The organism is Streptomyces sp. NPDC001980, assembly GCF_040296885.1.
Lineage (GTDB): Bacteria > Actinomycetota > Actinomycetes > Streptomycetales > Streptomycetaceae > Streptomyces.
Window position 1 is genome coordinate 38,105 of sequence record NZ_JBEOYD010000027.1, and the last position, 16,821, is coordinate 54,925.

The 16,821-nt window shown below is 70.8% G+C and carries 21 protein-coding genes; 20 read left to right on the forward strand and 1 reads right to left on the reverse strand.

From position 1 onward, the window contains the following. Positions 1-66: 66 nt before the first annotated feature. The gene (locus ABT137_RS33330) at positions 67-834 is read right to left on the reverse strand and encodes a DNA-methyltransferase (RefSeq protein ID WP_351714842.1); all 768 of its coding nucleotides are present in this window, start codon (positions 832-834) and stop codon (positions 67-69) included. A 515-nt stretch (positions 835-1,349) separates the two neighbouring features. Here ABT137_RS33330 and ABT137_RS33335 point away from each other — a divergent pair. The 20 genes from ABT137_RS33335 to ABT137_RS33430 all read left to right on the forward strand — a co-directional run bounded on the left by ABT137_RS33335 (position 1,350) and on the right by ABT137_RS33430 (position 16,795). Then, positions 1,350-2,474, forward strand: a complete 1,125-nt coding sequence (locus tag ABT137_RS33335) for a C40 family peptidase (RefSeq protein ID WP_351714843.1) — start codon at positions 1,350-1,352, stop codon at positions 2,472-2,474. A 70-nt stretch (positions 2,475-2,544) separates the two neighbouring features. Continuing rightward, the gene (locus ABT137_RS33340) at positions 2,545-2,901 is read left to right on the forward strand and encodes a hypothetical protein (protein ID WP_351714844.1); all 357 of its coding nucleotides are present in this window, start codon (positions 2,545-2,547) and stop codon (positions 2,899-2,901) included. A gap of 246 nt (positions 2,902-3,147) precedes the next feature. Continuing rightward, positions 3,148-3,462 carry a DUF6112 family protein gene (locus ABT137_RS33345; protein WP_351714845.1) on the forward strand — a complete coding sequence of 105 codons (315 nt, stop codon included), beginning with the start codon at positions 3,148-3,150 and terminating at the stop codon, positions 3,460-3,462. Further along, entirely contained in the window at positions 3,462-4,154 is a 693-nt protein-coding gene (locus tag ABT137_RS33350) for a hypothetical protein (RefSeq protein WP_351714846.1), read from the forward strand. The genes ABT137_RS33345 and ABT137_RS33350 overlap by 1 nt, the downstream gene beginning before the upstream one ends. 36 nt (positions 4,155-4,190) lie before the next feature. Further along, positions 4,191-5,561, forward strand: coding sequence for an SCO6881 family protein (locus ABT137_RS33355; RefSeq protein WP_351714848.1), 1,371 nt, complete (start codon positions 4,191-4,193; stop codon positions 5,559-5,561). 81 nt (positions 5,562-5,642) lie between these two features. After that, a complete protein-coding gene (locus ABT137_RS33360; RefSeq protein WP_351714849.1) occupies positions 5,643-7,115 on the forward strand; it encodes an SCO6880 family protein in 1,473 nt (490 codons plus the stop codon). A 100-nt stretch (positions 7,116-7,215) separates the two neighbouring features. Beyond that, positions 7,216-7,677 carry a DUF6238 family protein gene (locus tag ABT137_RS33365; RefSeq protein WP_351714850.1) on the forward strand — a complete coding sequence of 154 codons (462 nt, stop codon included), beginning with the start codon at positions 7,216-7,218 and terminating at the stop codon, positions 7,675-7,677. 28 nt (positions 7,678-7,705) lie between these two features. Beyond that, positions 7,706-9,220: a VirB4 family type IV secretion system protein gene (locus ABT137_RS33370; protein WP_351714851.1), complete on the forward strand. Its 1,515-nt coding sequence runs from the start codon at positions 7,706-7,708 to the stop codon at positions 9,218-9,220. A 14-nt stretch (positions 9,221-9,234) separates the two neighbouring features. Beyond that, on the forward strand, positions 9,235-9,807 hold the full coding sequence (locus tag ABT137_RS33375; RefSeq protein ID WP_351714852.1) for a hypothetical protein: 573 nt from the start codon (positions 9,235-9,237) through the stop codon (positions 9,805-9,807). A 121-nt stretch (positions 9,808-9,928) separates the two neighbouring features. Then, positions 9,929-10,096, forward strand: coding sequence for a hypothetical protein (locus ABT137_RS33380; protein ID WP_351714853.1), 168 nt, complete (start codon positions 9,929-9,931; stop codon positions 10,094-10,096). Then, on the forward strand, positions 10,086-11,009 hold the full coding sequence (locus ABT137_RS33385; protein WP_351714854.1) for a hypothetical protein: 924 nt from the start codon (positions 10,086-10,088) through the stop codon (positions 11,007-11,009). Before ABT137_RS33380 ends, ABT137_RS33385 begins: the two co-directional genes overlap by 11 nt. 512 nt (positions 11,010-11,521) lie before the next feature. Continuing rightward, positions 11,522-11,731: a hypothetical protein gene (locus tag ABT137_RS33390; RefSeq protein ID WP_351714855.1), complete on the forward strand. Its 210-nt coding sequence runs from the start codon at positions 11,522-11,524 to the stop codon at positions 11,729-11,731. Between the two features lie 48 nt (positions 11,732-11,779). Next, positions 11,780-12,277 carry a hypothetical protein gene (locus ABT137_RS33395; RefSeq protein WP_351714857.1) on the forward strand — a complete coding sequence of 166 codons (498 nt, stop codon included), beginning with the start codon at positions 11,780-11,782 and terminating at the stop codon, positions 12,275-12,277. A 99-nt stretch (positions 12,278-12,376) separates the two neighbouring features. Beyond that, positions 12,377-12,802: a hypothetical protein gene (locus ABT137_RS33400; RefSeq protein WP_351714858.1), complete on the forward strand. Its 426-nt coding sequence runs from the start codon at positions 12,377-12,379 to the stop codon at positions 12,800-12,802. After that, positions 12,799-13,644: a relaxase/mobilization nuclease gene (locus ABT137_RS33405; RefSeq protein ID WP_351714859.1), complete on the forward strand. Its 846-nt coding sequence runs from the start codon at positions 12,799-12,801 to the stop codon at positions 13,642-13,644. The genes ABT137_RS33400 and ABT137_RS33405 overlap by 4 nt, the downstream gene beginning before the upstream one ends. Positions 13,645-13,657: 13 nt before the next feature. Then, the gene (locus ABT137_RS33410; protein WP_351714860.1) at positions 13,658-14,353 is read left to right on the forward strand and encodes a hypothetical protein; all 696 of its coding nucleotides are present in this window, start codon (positions 13,658-13,660) and stop codon (positions 14,351-14,353) included. A gap of 23 nt (positions 14,354-14,376) precedes the next feature. Next, positions 14,377-15,135 (forward strand): hypothetical protein, encoded by a 759-nt coding sequence (locus ABT137_RS33415; protein ID WP_351714861.1) that lies wholly within the window; start codon positions 14,377-14,379, stop codon positions 15,133-15,135. Beyond that, positions 15,132-15,413 (forward strand): hypothetical protein, encoded by a 282-nt coding sequence (locus ABT137_RS33420; RefSeq protein ID WP_351714862.1) that lies wholly within the window; start codon positions 15,132-15,134, stop codon positions 15,411-15,413. Before ABT137_RS33415 ends, ABT137_RS33420 begins: the two co-directional genes overlap by 4 nt. Before the next feature lie 204 nt (positions 15,414-15,617). Then, positions 15,618-16,001, forward strand: a complete 384-nt coding sequence (locus ABT137_RS33425; RefSeq protein ID WP_351714863.1) for a hypothetical protein — start codon at positions 15,618-15,620, stop codon at positions 15,999-16,001. Next, positions 15,998-16,795 carry an SPDY domain-containing protein gene (locus ABT137_RS33430; protein ID WP_351714864.1) on the forward strand — a complete coding sequence of 266 codons (798 nt, stop codon included), beginning with the start codon at positions 15,998-16,000 and terminating at the stop codon, positions 16,793-16,795. The genes ABT137_RS33425 and ABT137_RS33430 overlap by 4 nt, the downstream gene beginning before the upstream one ends. Positions 16,796-16,821 lie beyond the last annotated feature (26 nt).

A 16,821-nucleotide genomic window follows, 5' to 3' on the forward strand; every position in this document is an offset into this window, starting at 1 on the left:
TTGGGGTCGACGCATCGTAGGGGCAACCCCCGAGGCAGCATCATCGAGGGTCGCCCTGATGCTCTGTCAGTCATCGCTCGGACCTGCGAGAACGAAGTCCTCACGGCTGCCAGTTTGTTGCATCGTCTGCAACAGTCGCTGTTCCGCGATCGACGCGTAGTGCTCGGTCTTCTCCACGCCGATGAAGTCCCGGCCTTCCAGCAGGGCTGCCACGCCCGTGGAGCCGGAGCCGGCGCAGAAGTCGAGGACCGTGCCGCCCTCGGGACTGATCTTGACCAGCTCGCGCATCACCTCGACCGGCTTCTGCGTGATGTGCTGGCGCTTCGCGCCCGAGGGCTGGGACGCCGAGTACATGCCGGGCAGATAGACGGGGTTGCGGGAGCCGTCGATCGGCCCCTTGCTGGCCCAGACGATGAACTCGCAGTTCTGGGTGAACCGGCCCTTCTGGGGTCTGGCCTGCGGCTTGTGCCAGGCCAGCACACCGCGCCACAGCCATCCGGCCGCCTGGATCGCGTCGGTCGTCGTCGGGAGCTGGCGCCAGTCGGTGAACAGCAGCGCCGTCCCGCCGGTCCTCGTCAGACGGTGGGCTTCGGTCATGATCTGCGTCAGCCAGAACGCGTAGGACCTCTGGTCCATGTTCTCGCCGGTGAAGTCGGCGAGGTCGTTCTTGGAGTCGGCGGAGCTGTACTTCTGCTTCGCGGAGCGGGTGGTGCGCTCCTTCGCGGTCCTACCGCCGCTGTTGTACGGCGGGTCGGTGATGACGGAGTCGACGCAGCCGTCCGGAAGGCCGGAGAGAACGGCCAGAGCGTCGCCCTGGTGCAGGGAAAAAGGCAAGGAGGAACCCCGATTCGGGTGCGGAAACGCGGAGGGAAATAGCCGCCTCGCTCAGGAGTCCTCGCGGGCCGGAAGCGGGCATGCAGACGCCCGGGGCCGCAGACCGAGGAGGGCGAGGGGGAGTCCAAAAACTGTAGAGGCGAAACCGCCGACGACCAAGAAGTGCCCTGTCGAGGTATCGGTTTCCGACACCTCGCGCCGGCTTTTTGGTCAACCGCCGATTGGCGCCTACTGTTTTTGAACCGCCCGGCGCACACCGCCGCTGGCTGCTCCCCTGCCACACCTCACGGAGGTACCCCCTGCCCCGGCACACCTAGCTCACGGCCCGGCCACCCGGAGCGAGCGGCAACTCGCGCCGCACCGGCCCGCCTCCGATCGTCCACCCCGGCTGGCGCGCCCTTCCGAGACGCCTCGCGCACGCGGCACGCCGGACACCGCACCCCCAAGGACACGTTCATGACGTCGCGCTACCCACCCATGCCCGAAACCGCTGACCGGCGAGCGGTCCGCTCGGATTGAAGGGGCTCGCCGCCGGCATCGGCGTCGTCTTCCTCTCCCCGATCCTGATCGCCGGCACCGGCATGATGCTGGCCTCCTCGGCCGACGCCGTGCAGAGCAGCGGCTCCTTCAGCAGCTGCCTGAGCGACATCGACAGCGACAAGGTCGCCGAACAAGTCACCAAAATCCTCGACGGCACCTCCGGCAAGGACGTGCACGTCGAGGGCCTGGACTTGCCCGCCGAGCAGGTCCCCAACGCGGCGACGATCGTGGCCGCCGGCCTCCCCCTCGACGTCCCCAAGAAGGGACAGATCATCGCGCTCGCCACGGCGATGCAGGAGAGCCGGCTGCGCAACCTTTCCTACGGCGACCGCGACTCCCTCGGCCTCTTCCAGCAGCGCCCTTCCCAGGGCTGGGGCAGCGCCGAGCAGATCCGCGACCCCACCTACGCGAGCGAGCAGTTCTACAAGCATCTGCTGAAGGTGAGCGGGTGGCAGCAGATGACCGTCACCCAGGCCGCCCAAGCCGTGCAGAAGTCCGGCCTGCCGGACGCGTACGCGCAGTGGGAGAAGCTGGCCACCGAGCTGCAGGCCGCCATCGCCAAGACCTTCCCCGGCGGCGGTGACACTGACGGCAAGGACACGGACCAGGACAAGCAGCCGGCCACGACCGGCTGCGCGCCGGGCCAGTACGGTTCCGGGTTCGGCCGCATCCCCGAAGGGAGCGTCCCGAAGGGTTACTCGATCCCCAAGGACGCGGATCCGAAGGCGCGCAAGGCCATCGCCTGGGCGATGCAGCAGCTCGGGACGCTCTACCAGTGGGGCGGATCCTGCACGAACTCGCACGGTCCCGACCCCATGGGCCGCTGCGACTGCAGCTCGCTGATGCAGCAGGCATACGCGCACGCCGGCGTCACGCTCACTCGCACCACGTACACGCAGGTGGGCGAGGGCAAAGCGGTCTCGCCCGCCCACCTCAAGCCCGGTGACCTGATCTTCAGCCGCGGCAGCGCCGCACGGCCCGAGCACGTCGGCATGTACATGGGCGAGGGCCTCGTCATCGAGGCACCCCGCACCACCAAGCCGGTCCGGATCACTCCAATCAAGGACTGGACGATCCTCGCCGCCCGCCGCGTCCTCTGATACCGGCCGGGGCGCGACCGCCCCGACACACCATCTCTGACCGAGATTCCCTCGACAGTAAGGAGCATCCTTGAAAACCCGCCACCGCGCCCTCGCGGCAGCCTCTCTGGGCCTGGCCGTCGCCGCCGGCGGCCTTGTCACCGCCACCACGGCACAGGCGTACGACACCGGTAAGACCACCATCAGCTGCAGTGCGGTCAAGATCCGCAAGGCACCGTCGAAGACGTCCGCGGTCGTGGGCATCGGCTACCGGCACGACAAGGTCGTCTACGACCAGTGGGCGTACAAGAAGGCCGAGAAGACCTGGTACACCCGGGGCACCGTGACACGGAAGTCCGACGGAAAGAAGGTGCGCGGCTACATGATCTACAACTGCGCGAATCCGTACGAGACCAACCCCGCGCCGAAGCCGTCGATCCCGAAGTAGTGCACCCCGGCCGCCGCCCCGCGGTGTGAGCCGCAGCGCTGCCGTCGGCAGCACCCGCCCGGACTGTGGGCTCGCCCGGCCCGGGACGACACCTGCGTGTCCTCGTGCACGCCGTGCTGCGGATGCCAAGCGGGCCAGCTGTTCGCGCACCGTTGTCGGCCTTCCTTCGCGAGGCAGTCGCCTCGCTCCTCCCCCTCCCCGTCGGCCCCCGCCTGGCCTGCGTACTCAAGGAGCCCTGCCACACCTATGTCCGTCCCTCTCGCAGACCGCGTCATGCAGCTCGCCTACGACCCAGGAATCTCGCCCCAGGGCGGTGGCCTGCCCGGCCTGAGCGTGCTGAAGAACGTCGTCAACAGCATCAACCTGTTCGGGATCATCGCCGTCGTCGGCGCCCTCGCCGTCTCGCTCGGCGTCTGGGCTTGGGGACACCACACCGGTGGTCACCAGGCCGAGGCCAACGGCAAGAAGGGCGCGGTCGTGGCCGCTGGCGCTGCCCTCGGTCTGGGTGCCGCGAACGGGATCGTGGCCTTCTTCTCCGGCCTGGGTTCGCAGGTCCACTGATGCGGAAACGATCCCCGTCCCTCTCGCTGTCCTCGTACGGCTCGGGGTGGTCGGCCAACCGGCGCATCGCGATCGTCGCCGCCGCCGTCGCCGTCCTGCTCGCCATCGCCGGGGTCGTCGCCCTGCTGACCGGAGACGGGAACAGCCACCAGGCTCCGGGCACCGCGGCGCCTGCCCCGACCGGCAGCCCGTCCGCCTCCAGGGCCGCATCGGAGCCTTCCTCCGGATCCGGTTCGGTGCCCAAGCCTCCGCAGATCGCCGAGCCGGTCGCCTACGCCAAGGCAGCAGCCCAGATGCTGTGGTCCTACGACACCCGTGACACCAGCCGAGACCAGCAGCTCGCCGGCATGCGCGCCTGGATGACCACCGAAACCAAGTACGCCGACTGGGCCTCGGTCTTGGGCCAGGTGCCCGACCCGGTGCTGTGGTCGCGGATGGCCGACCAGGACCAGCACGCCACGGCCCACGTCACCGAGGGCCACTACCCCGGCGCGTTCAAACAGGCGCTGGCCGAGGACCCGTCCGCGATCACCGAGGCATACATCTACGTCGTCACCGTCAACGGCAAGCAGACGCTCAGCTGGAAGCAGGGCGGCAGAGGGGCCGAGGAACGGGCCGTGACCCTCGCCGTCCAGTGCCGCCCGGACCACGACTGCACCCTGGCCGCCATCGCTCCGAGCGTCACGCAGTGACCCGCGCCTGAGACATGAAAGGAGGAGTAACTCCCCGTGGGTTTCTGTGATTACCCCCTGGCCGACAAGCTGTGCTCGGTCGGTGACGCGGTGGATTTCGCCTCGGACCCCGGCAAGGCCATCGGTGACTGGATGGCGAAGTCCGCCGGTGAACTGGCCGCCGCCGCAGCCGATCTGGCCGCCGAGGCGGTCGACACCACCACCAAGGTGGACCTGAACGCCTCGTGGTTCGTCGACAACTACGAGATGCTGCTGCCGCTCGGGCTGACTCTGCTGGTCGCGACCTTCTGTGCGCAGCTGGTGCGGGCCGCTGTCCGGCGCGACGGACAAGCCCTCACCCAGGCATTCACCGGCACCGCGTCCAGCGTCCTGTTCGCCTTCTGCGCCATCGCCCTGACCACGGTCGCCGTCGAAGTGGTCGACGCCGTCAGCGACGGCCTGTTCAAGACCGCCCACCTGAACATCGAGTCGGCCGTACGCCGCATCGTGAAGGTCGACCAGATCGGGTCGCTGACCGCCCTGGGCTGGCTCGTCCCCGTCGTCGCCGGACTCGGCGCCGCCATCGGCGCCTTCCTCTACTGGTGCGTGATGATGGTCCGCAAGGTCGGCATCCTCGTCATGGTCACCCTCGCCGTCTTCGCCTCCGCCGGCGGCGGCTGGGAGGTCGCCCGGCGCTGGCGCAAGGGATGGGTCGAAGCCACCGCCACCCTCGTGGTCTCCAAGCTCCTGATGACCGTGATCTTCATCCTCGGCATCGCCGCCATGGGCAAGACCGAGGCCAAGGACGGCATCGCGGCCCTCGCCGACGTCATGTCCGGCATCGTGATCATGATCCTCGTTCTGCTGTGTCCGTACGCCGTCTTCAAGTTCGTGCACTGGGCGGCCGACGGCACCGACGGCGAGTCCATCCACCGTGCCGGCGGCGCCGGAGCGCAGATCGCCAGAGCGCACGCCGAGAAGGCCGCCCGCAAGGCCGCCGCCGCAGCGGCCACCGCCGGAACCGGTGGCGCTGCCGCCGGCGCAGGTGCCGCACCACAAGGCCCCGACGGCGGAGGAGGCTTCCCCGGCGACATCGCCGCCAACCCGACCCGAGGCGGCGAGGGCAAGGAAGGATCGCAGAGCGGCGGAACGGGCGTCTCGCCCGGCGGCGACGCGGTCAAGTCCGGCCTGGACAAGGCCGTCCAGCCCGCGCCGACCCGCGTGTCCGACGACACCAGCGGCCAGGTGGGCGGCAGGCCGGGACCTGGCGGATCCGGCCCGCGTGCCGCCTCAGGGCAGAGCGGCGGATGGCAGTCCACCCCGCCGACGACAACCCCGCCTCCGCAGGGCGCACCGCCGTCCTCCGGAACGCATGTCGCCCCGTCCAGCGGGGCGAGCGGGCCACCGCCGCCTCCGACCGGCCTCTGATTCCCTGACCGACTCCCTGGGGCGGGACGTGCATGCTCTCTCCCGCCCCCGGGTTCCACTCACGCCTCCAGGACCCGCCCCATGACTGATCTCTCCGTCGCCCCGGTCACGGTGAAGTTCCCCCACCGGAGCCGCCGCGGCATCCTCCTCGGCCTCACCCTGCCCCAACTCGTCCTCGTCTCCTGCACGCTGGCGCTGCTGCTGATGACGGTGATCTCCACCGGACTACTCGGCGCCGTCGCCCTGGCCCCGCTGTGGGCCGCCTCCGGTGCGCTCGTCACCATCCGTCGGCACGGCCGCTCCCTCATCGACTGGGCGCCGATCGTCACCCGGTACGCGCATCGCCGCCATACCGGCCAGACCCTCTGGCTCGCCCGGCCCGTCACCCGGCCCCGGCAGGACGGCGTCCTCCATCTGCCCGGCACCACCGCCTCTCTCAAGGTCGTCACCCCCGGCGACTCCGCCAACGGCGCCGCGGCCGTCCACGACCCGCACCAGCAGACCCTGACCGCCATCGCCCGCGTCACCAGCCGCGCCTTCGCTCTCCTCGATCCCGCCACCCAGAACCACAACGTCAGCAGCTGGGGACGCGCGCTCGCGGGCATCGCCCGCACCGGACACATCGCCACCATCCAGGTGCTGGAACGAACCGTCCCCGCCAGCGGCGACACCCTCACCCGCCACTGGACCCACCACGGGCAGCCCCAGACCCCCGTCGCCGGACAGATCTACTCCGAACTGGTCGCCTCGGCTGGCCCCGCCGCCGCCCCGCACGAGACCTACCTCGCCATCTCCCTCAACCTCAAGGCCGCCCGGCGCCTGATCAGCCAGGCCGGCGGCGGGCTGCCCGGGGCATTCACCGTCATGGAGCAGACCACCGCGTCCATCGCGCAGGCCGCCCGCAACGCCGGACTCCAGGTGACCGGCTGGCTGAGCGCGCGGGAGATCGCCGCCGTCATCCGCACCGCCTACGACCCGAAAGCCCTCGCAGCGCTCCAGCAGTGGTCCGAGACCGGCCGCGCCGAGGCCGACCCCGCAGCCGCCGGACCCGTCGTCCAGGTCGAGGAGTGGGACCGCCTCGCCACCGACAGCGCACGGCACGCAACCTATTGGGTGGAGAACTGGCCGAGGACCGAGATGGGGGCCGGGTTCCTGCACGGGCTGATGTTCACGGCCGGTGTGCGCCGCAGCCTCTCCCTTATCTACGTGCCGCAGGGGCTCGAATCCGCGCTGCGCGACGTTCAGCGCAAGAAGGCCGCGATCATCGCCGACGCCAACGAGCGCGCACGCCGCGGCCAAGTCGATTCCGAAGAGGACTCCGTCGAGTACGCCGACGTCAAGACCCGCGAACGCCAGCTCATCGCCGGGCACGCGGATGTAGCACTGACCGGCCTGGTCACCGTCACGGCCGAGACCGACGCCCTCCTGGACGCCGCCTGCGCACAGATCGAAACCCACGCCGTCACCGCCGGCGTCGACCTCCGCCGGCTCAACTACCAGCAGCCGGACGCCTTCGCCCTCGCGGCACTTCCGCTCGCCCGCACTGCCCTGTGAACCAGCCGCGCCCGGGCACCCCCGCCCCACCGCACTCCGGTTCACCCGCGGCGGCGCGCCCCTCACCACCCTGCCTACCGGGCAGGAAGGACCACCTCCTTTGACCTCTCCTACGCGCCCCGACGACGCGCACCCCTACCTCCGCGCCGCGAGCGCCGGCATCCGCCACCACGCACGGACCTTGGCGCCGTCCGCCGGAGACCAGCCCAGGCCCGGGGACCGTGCGCACCTGGACGTGCTGCACGCCCACCTCACCGCTCTGCTCCAGCTTCTGGACCGTCTGGCCGACCACACCCGGCCCCCTCACCCGGCCGCCGGACGTCATCTGGTCACCGCCCACACCAGGCTCTGGCAGGCCACCAGCGAAGTCCACGCCGCCTTCCACCTGCTTCCCGGCACACCCCATGCCGACGCCGAGACAAGCGCCTGCCATCCAGAGCGGCTTCCCGAGGGCCCGCCCGTGCTGACGATCTGCCAGCGCCACCTCGCTGCCGGGCACGTCGTCCGCCGCAAGACCACTCCAACCGACCTCCGCCCGCACAGCACGGCCTGCGTGCGATGAGCATCGCCCGCAGAATCGAGGGCCCCCAATGAGTCACCGGCCCGCCCGTCGCGCCCGCCGCGCGTCCGCCTCTCCGTTGTTCACCCCCCACGGCACCAACCGCGCCAGCCGCAAGGCCGCCCGCCGCCAGCTGGCCGAGGCCACCGCCAAGGCCCGCGCCGAAGCCAGCGCTCACCAAAGCGACAGCACGCCCGCCGAGCACCAGATGCCCTCCCCGCTCTACCCAGCGGGCGGACGCCCTGGGCCCGCCTCTGCGCGCGGGAACCGGCTGAAAGTTCCCGCCCACCGCATGACCACCGCCATCGCGGCCGGCGCCTATCCCTTCCTCGCCGAAGGCGGCCTCGGCGCCGAGGGCATCTACATCGGCCGCGACGTCCATGCCGAAGCATCGTTCGTCTTCGACCCTTTCGCTCTGTACGGCCGCGTCGAGGGATTCACCAACCCCAACCTCCTGCTCGCCGGAGTAATCGGCCAGGGCAAGAGCGCGCTGGCCAAGAGCTTCGCCCTGCGCTCGGTCGCCTTCGGATACCGCGTCTACGTGCCGTGCGACCCGAAAGGCGAATGGACGCCGGTGGCACAAGCCCTCGGCGGCCGGTCCGTCGCTCTCGGCCCCGGGCTGCCCGGACGGCTGAACCCGCTGGACGCGGCACCCCGCCCGAAGGGTGTCGCGGAGTCCGACTGGGTGGGCGAGATCCGCAAGCGGCGCCTGCTCCTGCTCGGCTCCCTGGCCCGGACGGTTCTGGGCCGCGACCTGATGCCCATGGAACACACCGCCCTGGACGTCGCCCTCGACGCCGTCGTCACCCGCGCCACCGCCACCGGACACAGACCGCTCCTCGGCGACGTCGCCGCCACCCTCAACAACCCGGCTGACCTCGACGAGGCTGCAGGGATGATGTCGGGCCAACTCGCCGACGTCGCACGCGACTTGGCTCACGCGATGCGCCGCCTGGTCCACGGCGACCTGGCCGGCATGTTCGACGCACCCTCCACCGTCGCCTTCGACCCGGACGCGCCGATGCTCACCATCGATCTGTCCCGGCTCGGCGGCTCCGGCGACGACACCGCCCTTGTCCTGGCGATGACCTGCGCGAGTGCCTGGATGGAGTCCGCCCTCTCCGATCCGTCCGGCGGCCGGCGCTGGATCGTGTACGACGAGGCGTGGCGGCTGATGCGGCATGTCGGTCTGCTGCAGCGGATGCAGGCCCAGTGGAAGCTCAGCCGCGGCCTCGGCATCGCCAACGTGATGGTCATCCACCGACTGTCCGACCTGCTGACCGCCGGCGACGCCGGATCACAGGGCCGCGCCCTGGCCGAGGGACTGCTCGCCGACTGCTCCACCCGGATCATCTACCGCCAGGAGAACGACCAGCTGCACGCCGCGGCCCCCCTGCTCGGCCTGACCTCCGTCGAGACGGACGCCATCGCGCACCTCAACCGAGGGCGCGGTTTGTGGAAAGTCGCAGGTCGGAGCTTCATTGTGCAGCACCTCCTGCACAGCCACGAACTGGCGCTCTTCGACACCGACGCCCGGATGCACTGAGGACCAAGAGGCCCGTGAAGCCCGACTTCCAACGCGCCCTGATACCGCGCGACGAAGTGCTCCAGCTTATCGGCGCGCTCAACGTGATGAAGGACAAACTACTCAACGCTGCCCAGCAGTGGGAGTTGCTGGACGAGTACGGTCACGTACCGGCCGCGCCCTCCTACACCGCGCTGCTCCAGCACGCCACCGACGCACAGGACCTCTCCCGCGACGTCCTCCGGCTCACTGCTGACTTCGCCCGGAGCCCGCACCACACCACCCGCGCCGGCAGCACCGTTCTGAAGCATCTCGGCACGGCGGCGACCATGTCGAGCCACGCAGCACCACACTTCACCGAGACCGCGGAGTGTGCCCTGGTCTTGCACCGGTCTGCTAACTCGACCGACCGGCGCTACCTCGCGAACCGCATGGTCATCGAGCACGCCTCAGCCCGCGCCTTCCTACGGCGCACCTCGGAATCCCTGCGCGACGCGGCCAAGGAACTCGACGACCACCTCGGCTTCCAACGCTTCCTCGCGACGCTCACCCGTCAGGAATGCCCGTCGGCGCCTCCGCCACCCAGGCCGGGCGGTCGCCACCGCTGACCGCGCCTGCCCCGGAACCCGATCCACCCACATCCCAAGGAATGCCCTGAACCGCCCCGCTCATTTCAGCGACGCCGACAGGGCCGAATACCAGCTGTGCCAGGCCGAGCACAACGACCTCATGGCGCAGGTCGCCGACCGTGAAGCCCAGCTGGAACACGACCTGATCGCCGCCTACGACGAGTACGAATTCGACTTCAGTCCGGTGCCGAAGCCGGAAACCGGCCTCGCTCGCCGAACACCTTCGCCACACCGACCGGCGTCCCGCAGGAGAAGCCGTGGCCGCTAACGAGGCGAACGCCTCGGACACCCGCGCGGCTCCGCTCGCGCCGCTTCCCGACCACCGCGACGTGAACATGCCGTGGTGGCAGGAGCTGTGGCGTCGCCACGCGCACATCACCACGCCGCTACGGCAGCGCGGGCTGGAGTGCGACATCGAGTTCGGCCTGAGCGCGTATATCGTGCGCGCCTCGCTCCCCGACGACAGCCACCTGATCATCAGTCCGCCGCAGGAACCGCCCTCCGAGCGCCCGCCCGGCGACCCCGAGGGCTGGATCGCGACCCGCGAGCACCCCGACGACCAGACCCTGTTCGAGGTCCTGTACGACTCGGCCCCCTCCGACGACCCCGGCGCTCGCCAGCGGCCCGAAGCCCACCACGGCGGCAGCGCCCAGCCCCTGATCGACGCGATCGACCACCGCCTCGCCCAGCTCGGACTACTCCCGCACCCCGCCCTGCCCCATGAAAGCCCCCACGTGCACCCAGCCCAACCAAAACCCCCGCCCCAGGCCCGGGAGATCCCCGGCACACCAGACCGTGGACCCGCCTACGTCTACGGCGACGCGCTGCGCGCTCTGACCGACCGGCTCAACGGAGCCGAGTCGCACGCGGATGCCGCCGCCCTGCTGCACCAGATCCTGGAACCCACCGACGGCCTGCTGGCACAGCTCGGCGAGTTCTTCGAAGCAGCCGGAGAGAAGGCCAAGGAAGCCGAGCAGGACGACGGCTTCGACCTGTCCTACGATCTCGCCGACGCCGCCGCAGAGATCCGCACCCTCGGAGAGGATCTGCACACGGCCGAGGACCGGATGCGGGCCCTCACCCCGCTCACGCCCGCACCGCAGCTGCCCTCCACCCCAGCCCGCACACCGTCCCTTCCATCGCGAGCCCTCCCGCCGGCTCCGCCGCGGCACACGCGCTGACACCTCACCGCAGTCTTCCTCCAGGAACGCATGACCTCATCCCGCACTTGGTCCCCTGGATCTGGGACAGCGGCGAACTCGGCCGCGCCGTCCAGAGCGAGCGGATCCCCTACGCCGCGCTCCTCACCGACATGGTGCAGGGCACCATGCTGCTGTTCATCGAGCGTCCCGGCCGTCAACTCGACTACTTGTTGGGGGCCTTCTCGCCCGAGTGGCTCGAAGGGGCTACGGCGATCCCCACGCCCCGCGCAGCATCGTCCTGCCCCCCTTTGCGATCGGAGGCCATGAACGAGTGGTCCATCGCCATGGAAGAACATCACCAGCAGGCGACTGACCGTCTCCACGGCCCCGTTCCTGACCGGGTGGCTCGCGGTTCTTGCCCTCCCAGTCCGGTATGCAGCCACCGCCGCGGTCACCATGCCCGGTGCGTTCCTGACCGTCGTGGGCGCCCGCGCCTACGTCGCCACCGACGCCCTCACGCCCGCAGGCCGCAGGCCGCAGCGTACGAGTGGGTGATCCAGTCGATCGGCACCGGGCAGGCCGTCGGCACCTCCCTCGCCGGACGCCTCGGCGAGCGCCCTCTTGCCGACGCTGCGCTCCCCGCCGACGCGGCCTTCGCTCTCGCCATCCTTTTCGCCGTGCACCGGAGCCTCAGCCCTGCCGGACAAAGGCAGCGCGGCTGGCACCGCCGCCCACTCCGAGGCTGGCACAAGACGCCCTGATCAGGGCACAGCCCCCTTACTTTCCAACCCTTTTGAGGAGATCCATTTATGGCTGTCCGTACGCATTGGACTGTTGAGCACGCATGCTCTCACCAGGTGGTTCATGACCTTTCCAGCCGTCCTGCCGATACGCGAGCGGGGTTTGCCCGTTGGCTCGCGTCGAAGGACTGCTCCGACTGCTGGAAGGCGGCGCGCGACGCCGACTCGGAGTCGCGGGAGGAGCGGCTCGCGACCAAGCGTGCCGAGGAGCAGGCGGCAGCCGTCGCCTGGGCCAAGCAGTTCGACATGCCGGAGCTGGAAGGCCCGGAGAAGGCCCTGGACTGGGGCGAGCGCTCCCGCCACCAGCTGATGACGGCCGCGCACACCGCGCTTGTCATCGAGGGCACGTGGGACGAGGCGGACTGGGCGGAGCTGGAAGAGAAGGCCCGCTCCATTACCCGTGTTGGATGGTGGATCGACCAGCGCGACGCCGACGGCACTGACCTGCTCGAACTGCTCGATGCGGCCAACGAGGCGGACCGCGGGACGGAGAACCCGTTCCGCTGACGGCGGAGCAACATAGCCGGGAAACGCCGGTTAGCCAAACCGGCGTTCCTCCGGACCATTGATGCTCCCACCCCGCCAGCAATCGCGCGGAAGGAACTCATGTCCCAGCCCCCTCCCACCTCGGCGTCCGCGCCCACGCCCGATCCGCTCACCCCCGACCGGGACATCACCCACGGCCACTTCCAGGCCGGTGACACTGTCGTCGTCCTGAAGGGAGTGGTCGGCGGAGAACTGTGGGGCGACGCGATGCGCGTCGTGGCCCCGTCCTGGCATACCCCGACCGACGAGGACGGGTGGCGGCTGCGGGATGCGACGGGCGGCGCCCAGTCCTACGTCACCGCCCACCCCCGCTACCTCGTGCACCTCTCACGCCGCTGCCCTGACTGCCTGATCTACCTGCGGGCCATGGAGGACACTCTCCTCGCACGGTTCGCCGGCCGCGACGAGTTGATCGACTGCGGCTGGTACACCACCACCGCCCTGGGCCAACTCGTGCACATCGCCGACATCCGGAGCGGCCGGTGATCCCCCGCCTGCACGAGCGGACCCACCGTCCCCACCATCCGCTCGAAGAGGCGCTGGGGCGGCCGGTCTCACCGAACGAGGGCCTGACGGCACACACGATCGTCGCCCACTGGTCCGGCCTGGATTACTTCACCCTGGACGACGAGCAGAAGACCTGGACGTCCGTCCAGTGGGCCGAGCACCTCGAAGGCCCCTACCTGGAGCACCCGTTCGCCGCCAGCCCCGACGACGACCAGCGGGCGATCCTGCACCTCGATGTCCGCCTTCACCCCGACGACCGGGAGCTGACCGGACCGGAGTGGGCCGAGGTCGCTCACCGGCTCGCACGGGCCGCCGGCATCGAGATCCCCGGCAAGGACCATGGCTGCCGGTGGATCGCCGTCCAGGCCCAGCCCGGGCGCCTCGACCTGATCGCCAACCTGATCCACCTCGACGGCGCGTGGCACGCTCCTCCCGCCGGCAAACTGCTGCGCCTGGCACATGAGGCGCGTCGCAGCGAACAGGACCTCCACCTGATCCCTGTCCGATCCGACTCCCCTTCGCGGCCTGCCGTCCGCGCAGCGCTCACGGCATCAGCCCAGCTCTCGACCATCCTCACGCAGCTCGCCGACGAACAGGCCGGCCCTCTGGCGGCGGTACGCGGACTCGTCGAGCACACTTCGCACCGGATCGCCCGCCAGCCAGGAGCAGCCGGCACCGATACGGCGCAACGCCTGGAGCTGATCGCCCGCCGCCTCCACGCCATCCAGCAGGACCTGGACACCACTGCAACCCGCATGGTCCAGCCCCGTGCCGTCCCGGCCCCGGCCGGCGTCCGGCACAACACCCACCGATCACCGTAGGAGAAACGTCTCCTTGCCCCGCACCGACCGCTTCCTGGACATCCGCCGCGACCCGCACTCCGACGAACTCCTCGCCCGCGGCGGCGACTTTGAAGCGCACAGCATTCTCCAGCGCGCAGGGTTCGTCGCCGTCGTCCGCCTCCACGAGACGTACCACCGTGTCCCCACCGGCATGGTCGAGGACGACGAAGTCCGTCTCGCCACCGAGGCCGTCGCCCGTCTGCGAGCCGCCGGATACCACGTCGACTGCGACGCGGACCTCGACACCGACGCGCGTCCGGCGAGCTACCTGCCTCTGGGCGCCTCGGTCGCGCATCTCGCCGAGCGCCTTCGTGAGGCCACCACCACGGACGAGGCGGCCGATGCGCTGATCGAGCTGACCGCCGCCCACGACGGCATCCTCGCCGCGCTGGAGGAAGTCCTCACCGCCACCGCCGACTTCCACGACGGGCTCGGTCAGGCGGCCGACCCCTATGTCGCGCGGCGGCTGCGCTACCTCGCCGACGAGCACCTCCGCGTCGTCCGTAGCGACCTCTCCGAGACCCGCAACCAGCTCGCCGACCGGCACGCCCCGCATCCCGGCCGCAGCGCCTGCGCCGGGGAAGTCCCGTCGACCGAGCAAGAACGCTCTGCCATGTGCGCCTGCCCGCCCCCGCCGCGCACCCTCCCTGCACCGCCGCCCCCGGTGGCCGCCGGGCTGCGCCGCTGACTCCCCTCTCGCCCAAGGACACCATGCACGACCACAACGCCTCCGAGCGCCTCGCCTCCTACGCCGACGTTCTCGCTGGCGAACTCCCCGACAGCTGGACCAGCTCCCACCTGCCAGCCGACGCCAAGGACGACCTCGCCGAACTCGCCGACCGCATCTGGGACCTGGACCTGGTTGCCGCCTCTCTCGCCGAGCACCCCCTGCAGCAGGCCGCCGTCCTGAGCCGACCGGACGGTGCACAGCTCGTCCTTGTGGACCGGCACGACGAGCGCGATGGCTTCCTCATCGCCGCCGTCGCCCCGCGCGCCCTGCCCGACGAGGCGTACCGCGCCGTCTCCGAACCCAACGGCATCGCCCTGGCCGATGACCCGTTCCTGAGCGCCGAGCAGATAGCCGGCGACCTGCTCGCCCGATACGACAGCGCCCTCGCCCAGGTCCGCCACAACGCCCTGGGCGGCGTCCAGCCCTCTCAGCCGGACCGGATCGTCCTGACCTGGCAGCCGGACGGCAGCGTCGCCACCGCTCCCGCCGACGACCGCGCCAGCGCTGTCCTCACGGCCCACGGCTTCGTCCAGGACCCGCAGAGCGGCATCTACCGCCTGAGCGGTGATGACACCCGGGCCCAGGCCCGCGCCCTGCGCGAGATCGGCCCGCGCCTTGACGCGCTCGGCATCGGCACCGCACTGCAGCATCCCGCAAGCCGGACCGCGCCCACCGCCGCGCCCGCTTCCGTGCCGCCCGTCCCGGCCGGTCCCCGTACGCCGGCCGCCCGGTCTCGGTGAAGCAGAAGGAGCCCGACTTCTGGGTGCTGGAGTACATCACCATCACCAAGGACCCGCGCACCAACCTGGTCGTCGCCATCGGCGGCAACGAGCAGGCGGCAGACATCCTCCAGCGAACCGGCGGCTTCCTCTCCGCTCCCGGACCACGCGGCAACAGTCACCGATCGGCTCCCCCTCGCCTGCGGCACCGGCCCGCCGCACCCCGTAAGCCGCCTGGGCGGTCCCGCACCGCGCCGGGACCGCCCGCCTCACCACCCAACACCCGGAGAAACCCGTAGCACCCCGCACGCCCCCACCAATCAGCAACCGGCTCAAGCCCCGACTCGCCACGGCCCTCTTCCGCCGCTATCTGCGCGCCTGCCTTCCGACCGGCCTCGACCGCACCTCCCCGCTGGCCGGCGCCCGCCCGGAGGCCCTCCTCGCCGAGACACAGCGCCTCGGACAGCACCACCACCCCTGACCGTCCACCGACCCGGAGGAGCATGTCCCACCCCGCCCCCTACCCGGTGAGACTGGCCGACGAGATCACCCGCCAGCTCGGCCAGCTCGCCGACCACCTCGCGCAGCTTCCCCCGCCGCAGGCCGCGCAGGTCATCGCCCGCGTGCTCGACCCGGACAACGGAGTCCTCGGCGGTGTCACCCACCTCGTCGCCACGGGCAGCCTGTTCGCCAAGGACCAGGCAGAGCGCGGCGCGCTCCCCGCGGAGGTGTGGCTCGCCCTGGGCCGCGCCTCGAACGAACTCGGTGACATCACCCTCGACCTGGACGAACACAAAGACACGCTTAAGCGCGTCGGCGCCCAGCCCGCCGCTACGGCGGCGAAGCCCCCGGCACCCGTACCGCTCGTCGTACGGCGCCGCCGGTGAAGAGGAAGCAGTGGCAGGGCTCGGGCCCCGGCGAGCAGGCCGAGCAGCACTACCTCGTCCAGCCCCGCGCCCTGGCCGGCGGCGGCGACGTCCGGCACGTCTCGGAGTTCCTGCGCGTCTCCGGCTGGCGGGACAAATCCAAGACGGGCGGCCCCCTGCACATGGAGAGCCCGGACCGCATCGTCCGCATCGCCTACGACCCCTACGTCTCGCCCGGCGGCTGGACCATCCAAGGCCGGGCGGACGGCGAGTGGTCCGCCCACCTAGGCCGGCAAACGCCGGCGGAGATCGTCGCCGGCCTGACCGACGCCCTCACCCGCCCCCGCTCCGCCCACGCCCCCAACGTCTGGGCCCCGCTGCAGGAACAGAACTGGCACACGCGCTTCGAGGCCCAGGACTACATGGCGACGAGCCCCGACAGCACCACGTGGATGCAGTACCGGCAGAGCCCCGACAGCGCGGCGATGTGGTGGGCCGGAGCGCAGGACAAGCAGGGCAACGGCTGGACGGCCAGCTTCACGCCGAACACCCCGATGCACCTGGTGCAAGCCTTCTCCACCGAACTCGCCAGCCCGGACCCCGTGATGCGCCCACGCGGACGCGTGCCGATGAGCGCACAGATCCGTACCTGGTCGGTGTCCGTCACGCCCTCCCAGCTCGGGGCGTGGCAGCAGGCCCGCATCACGGCCGCCCGCGCCGCCACCTGGACCCGCAACAGCGCCCCAAGCACCAGCAGGCCGCGCACCAGCGCCCGCCCCTACACCCCAGCCGCCGGCGCACGCACCCGCCGCTGACCGCAACAGCCCCGCCCCGAGGAGCC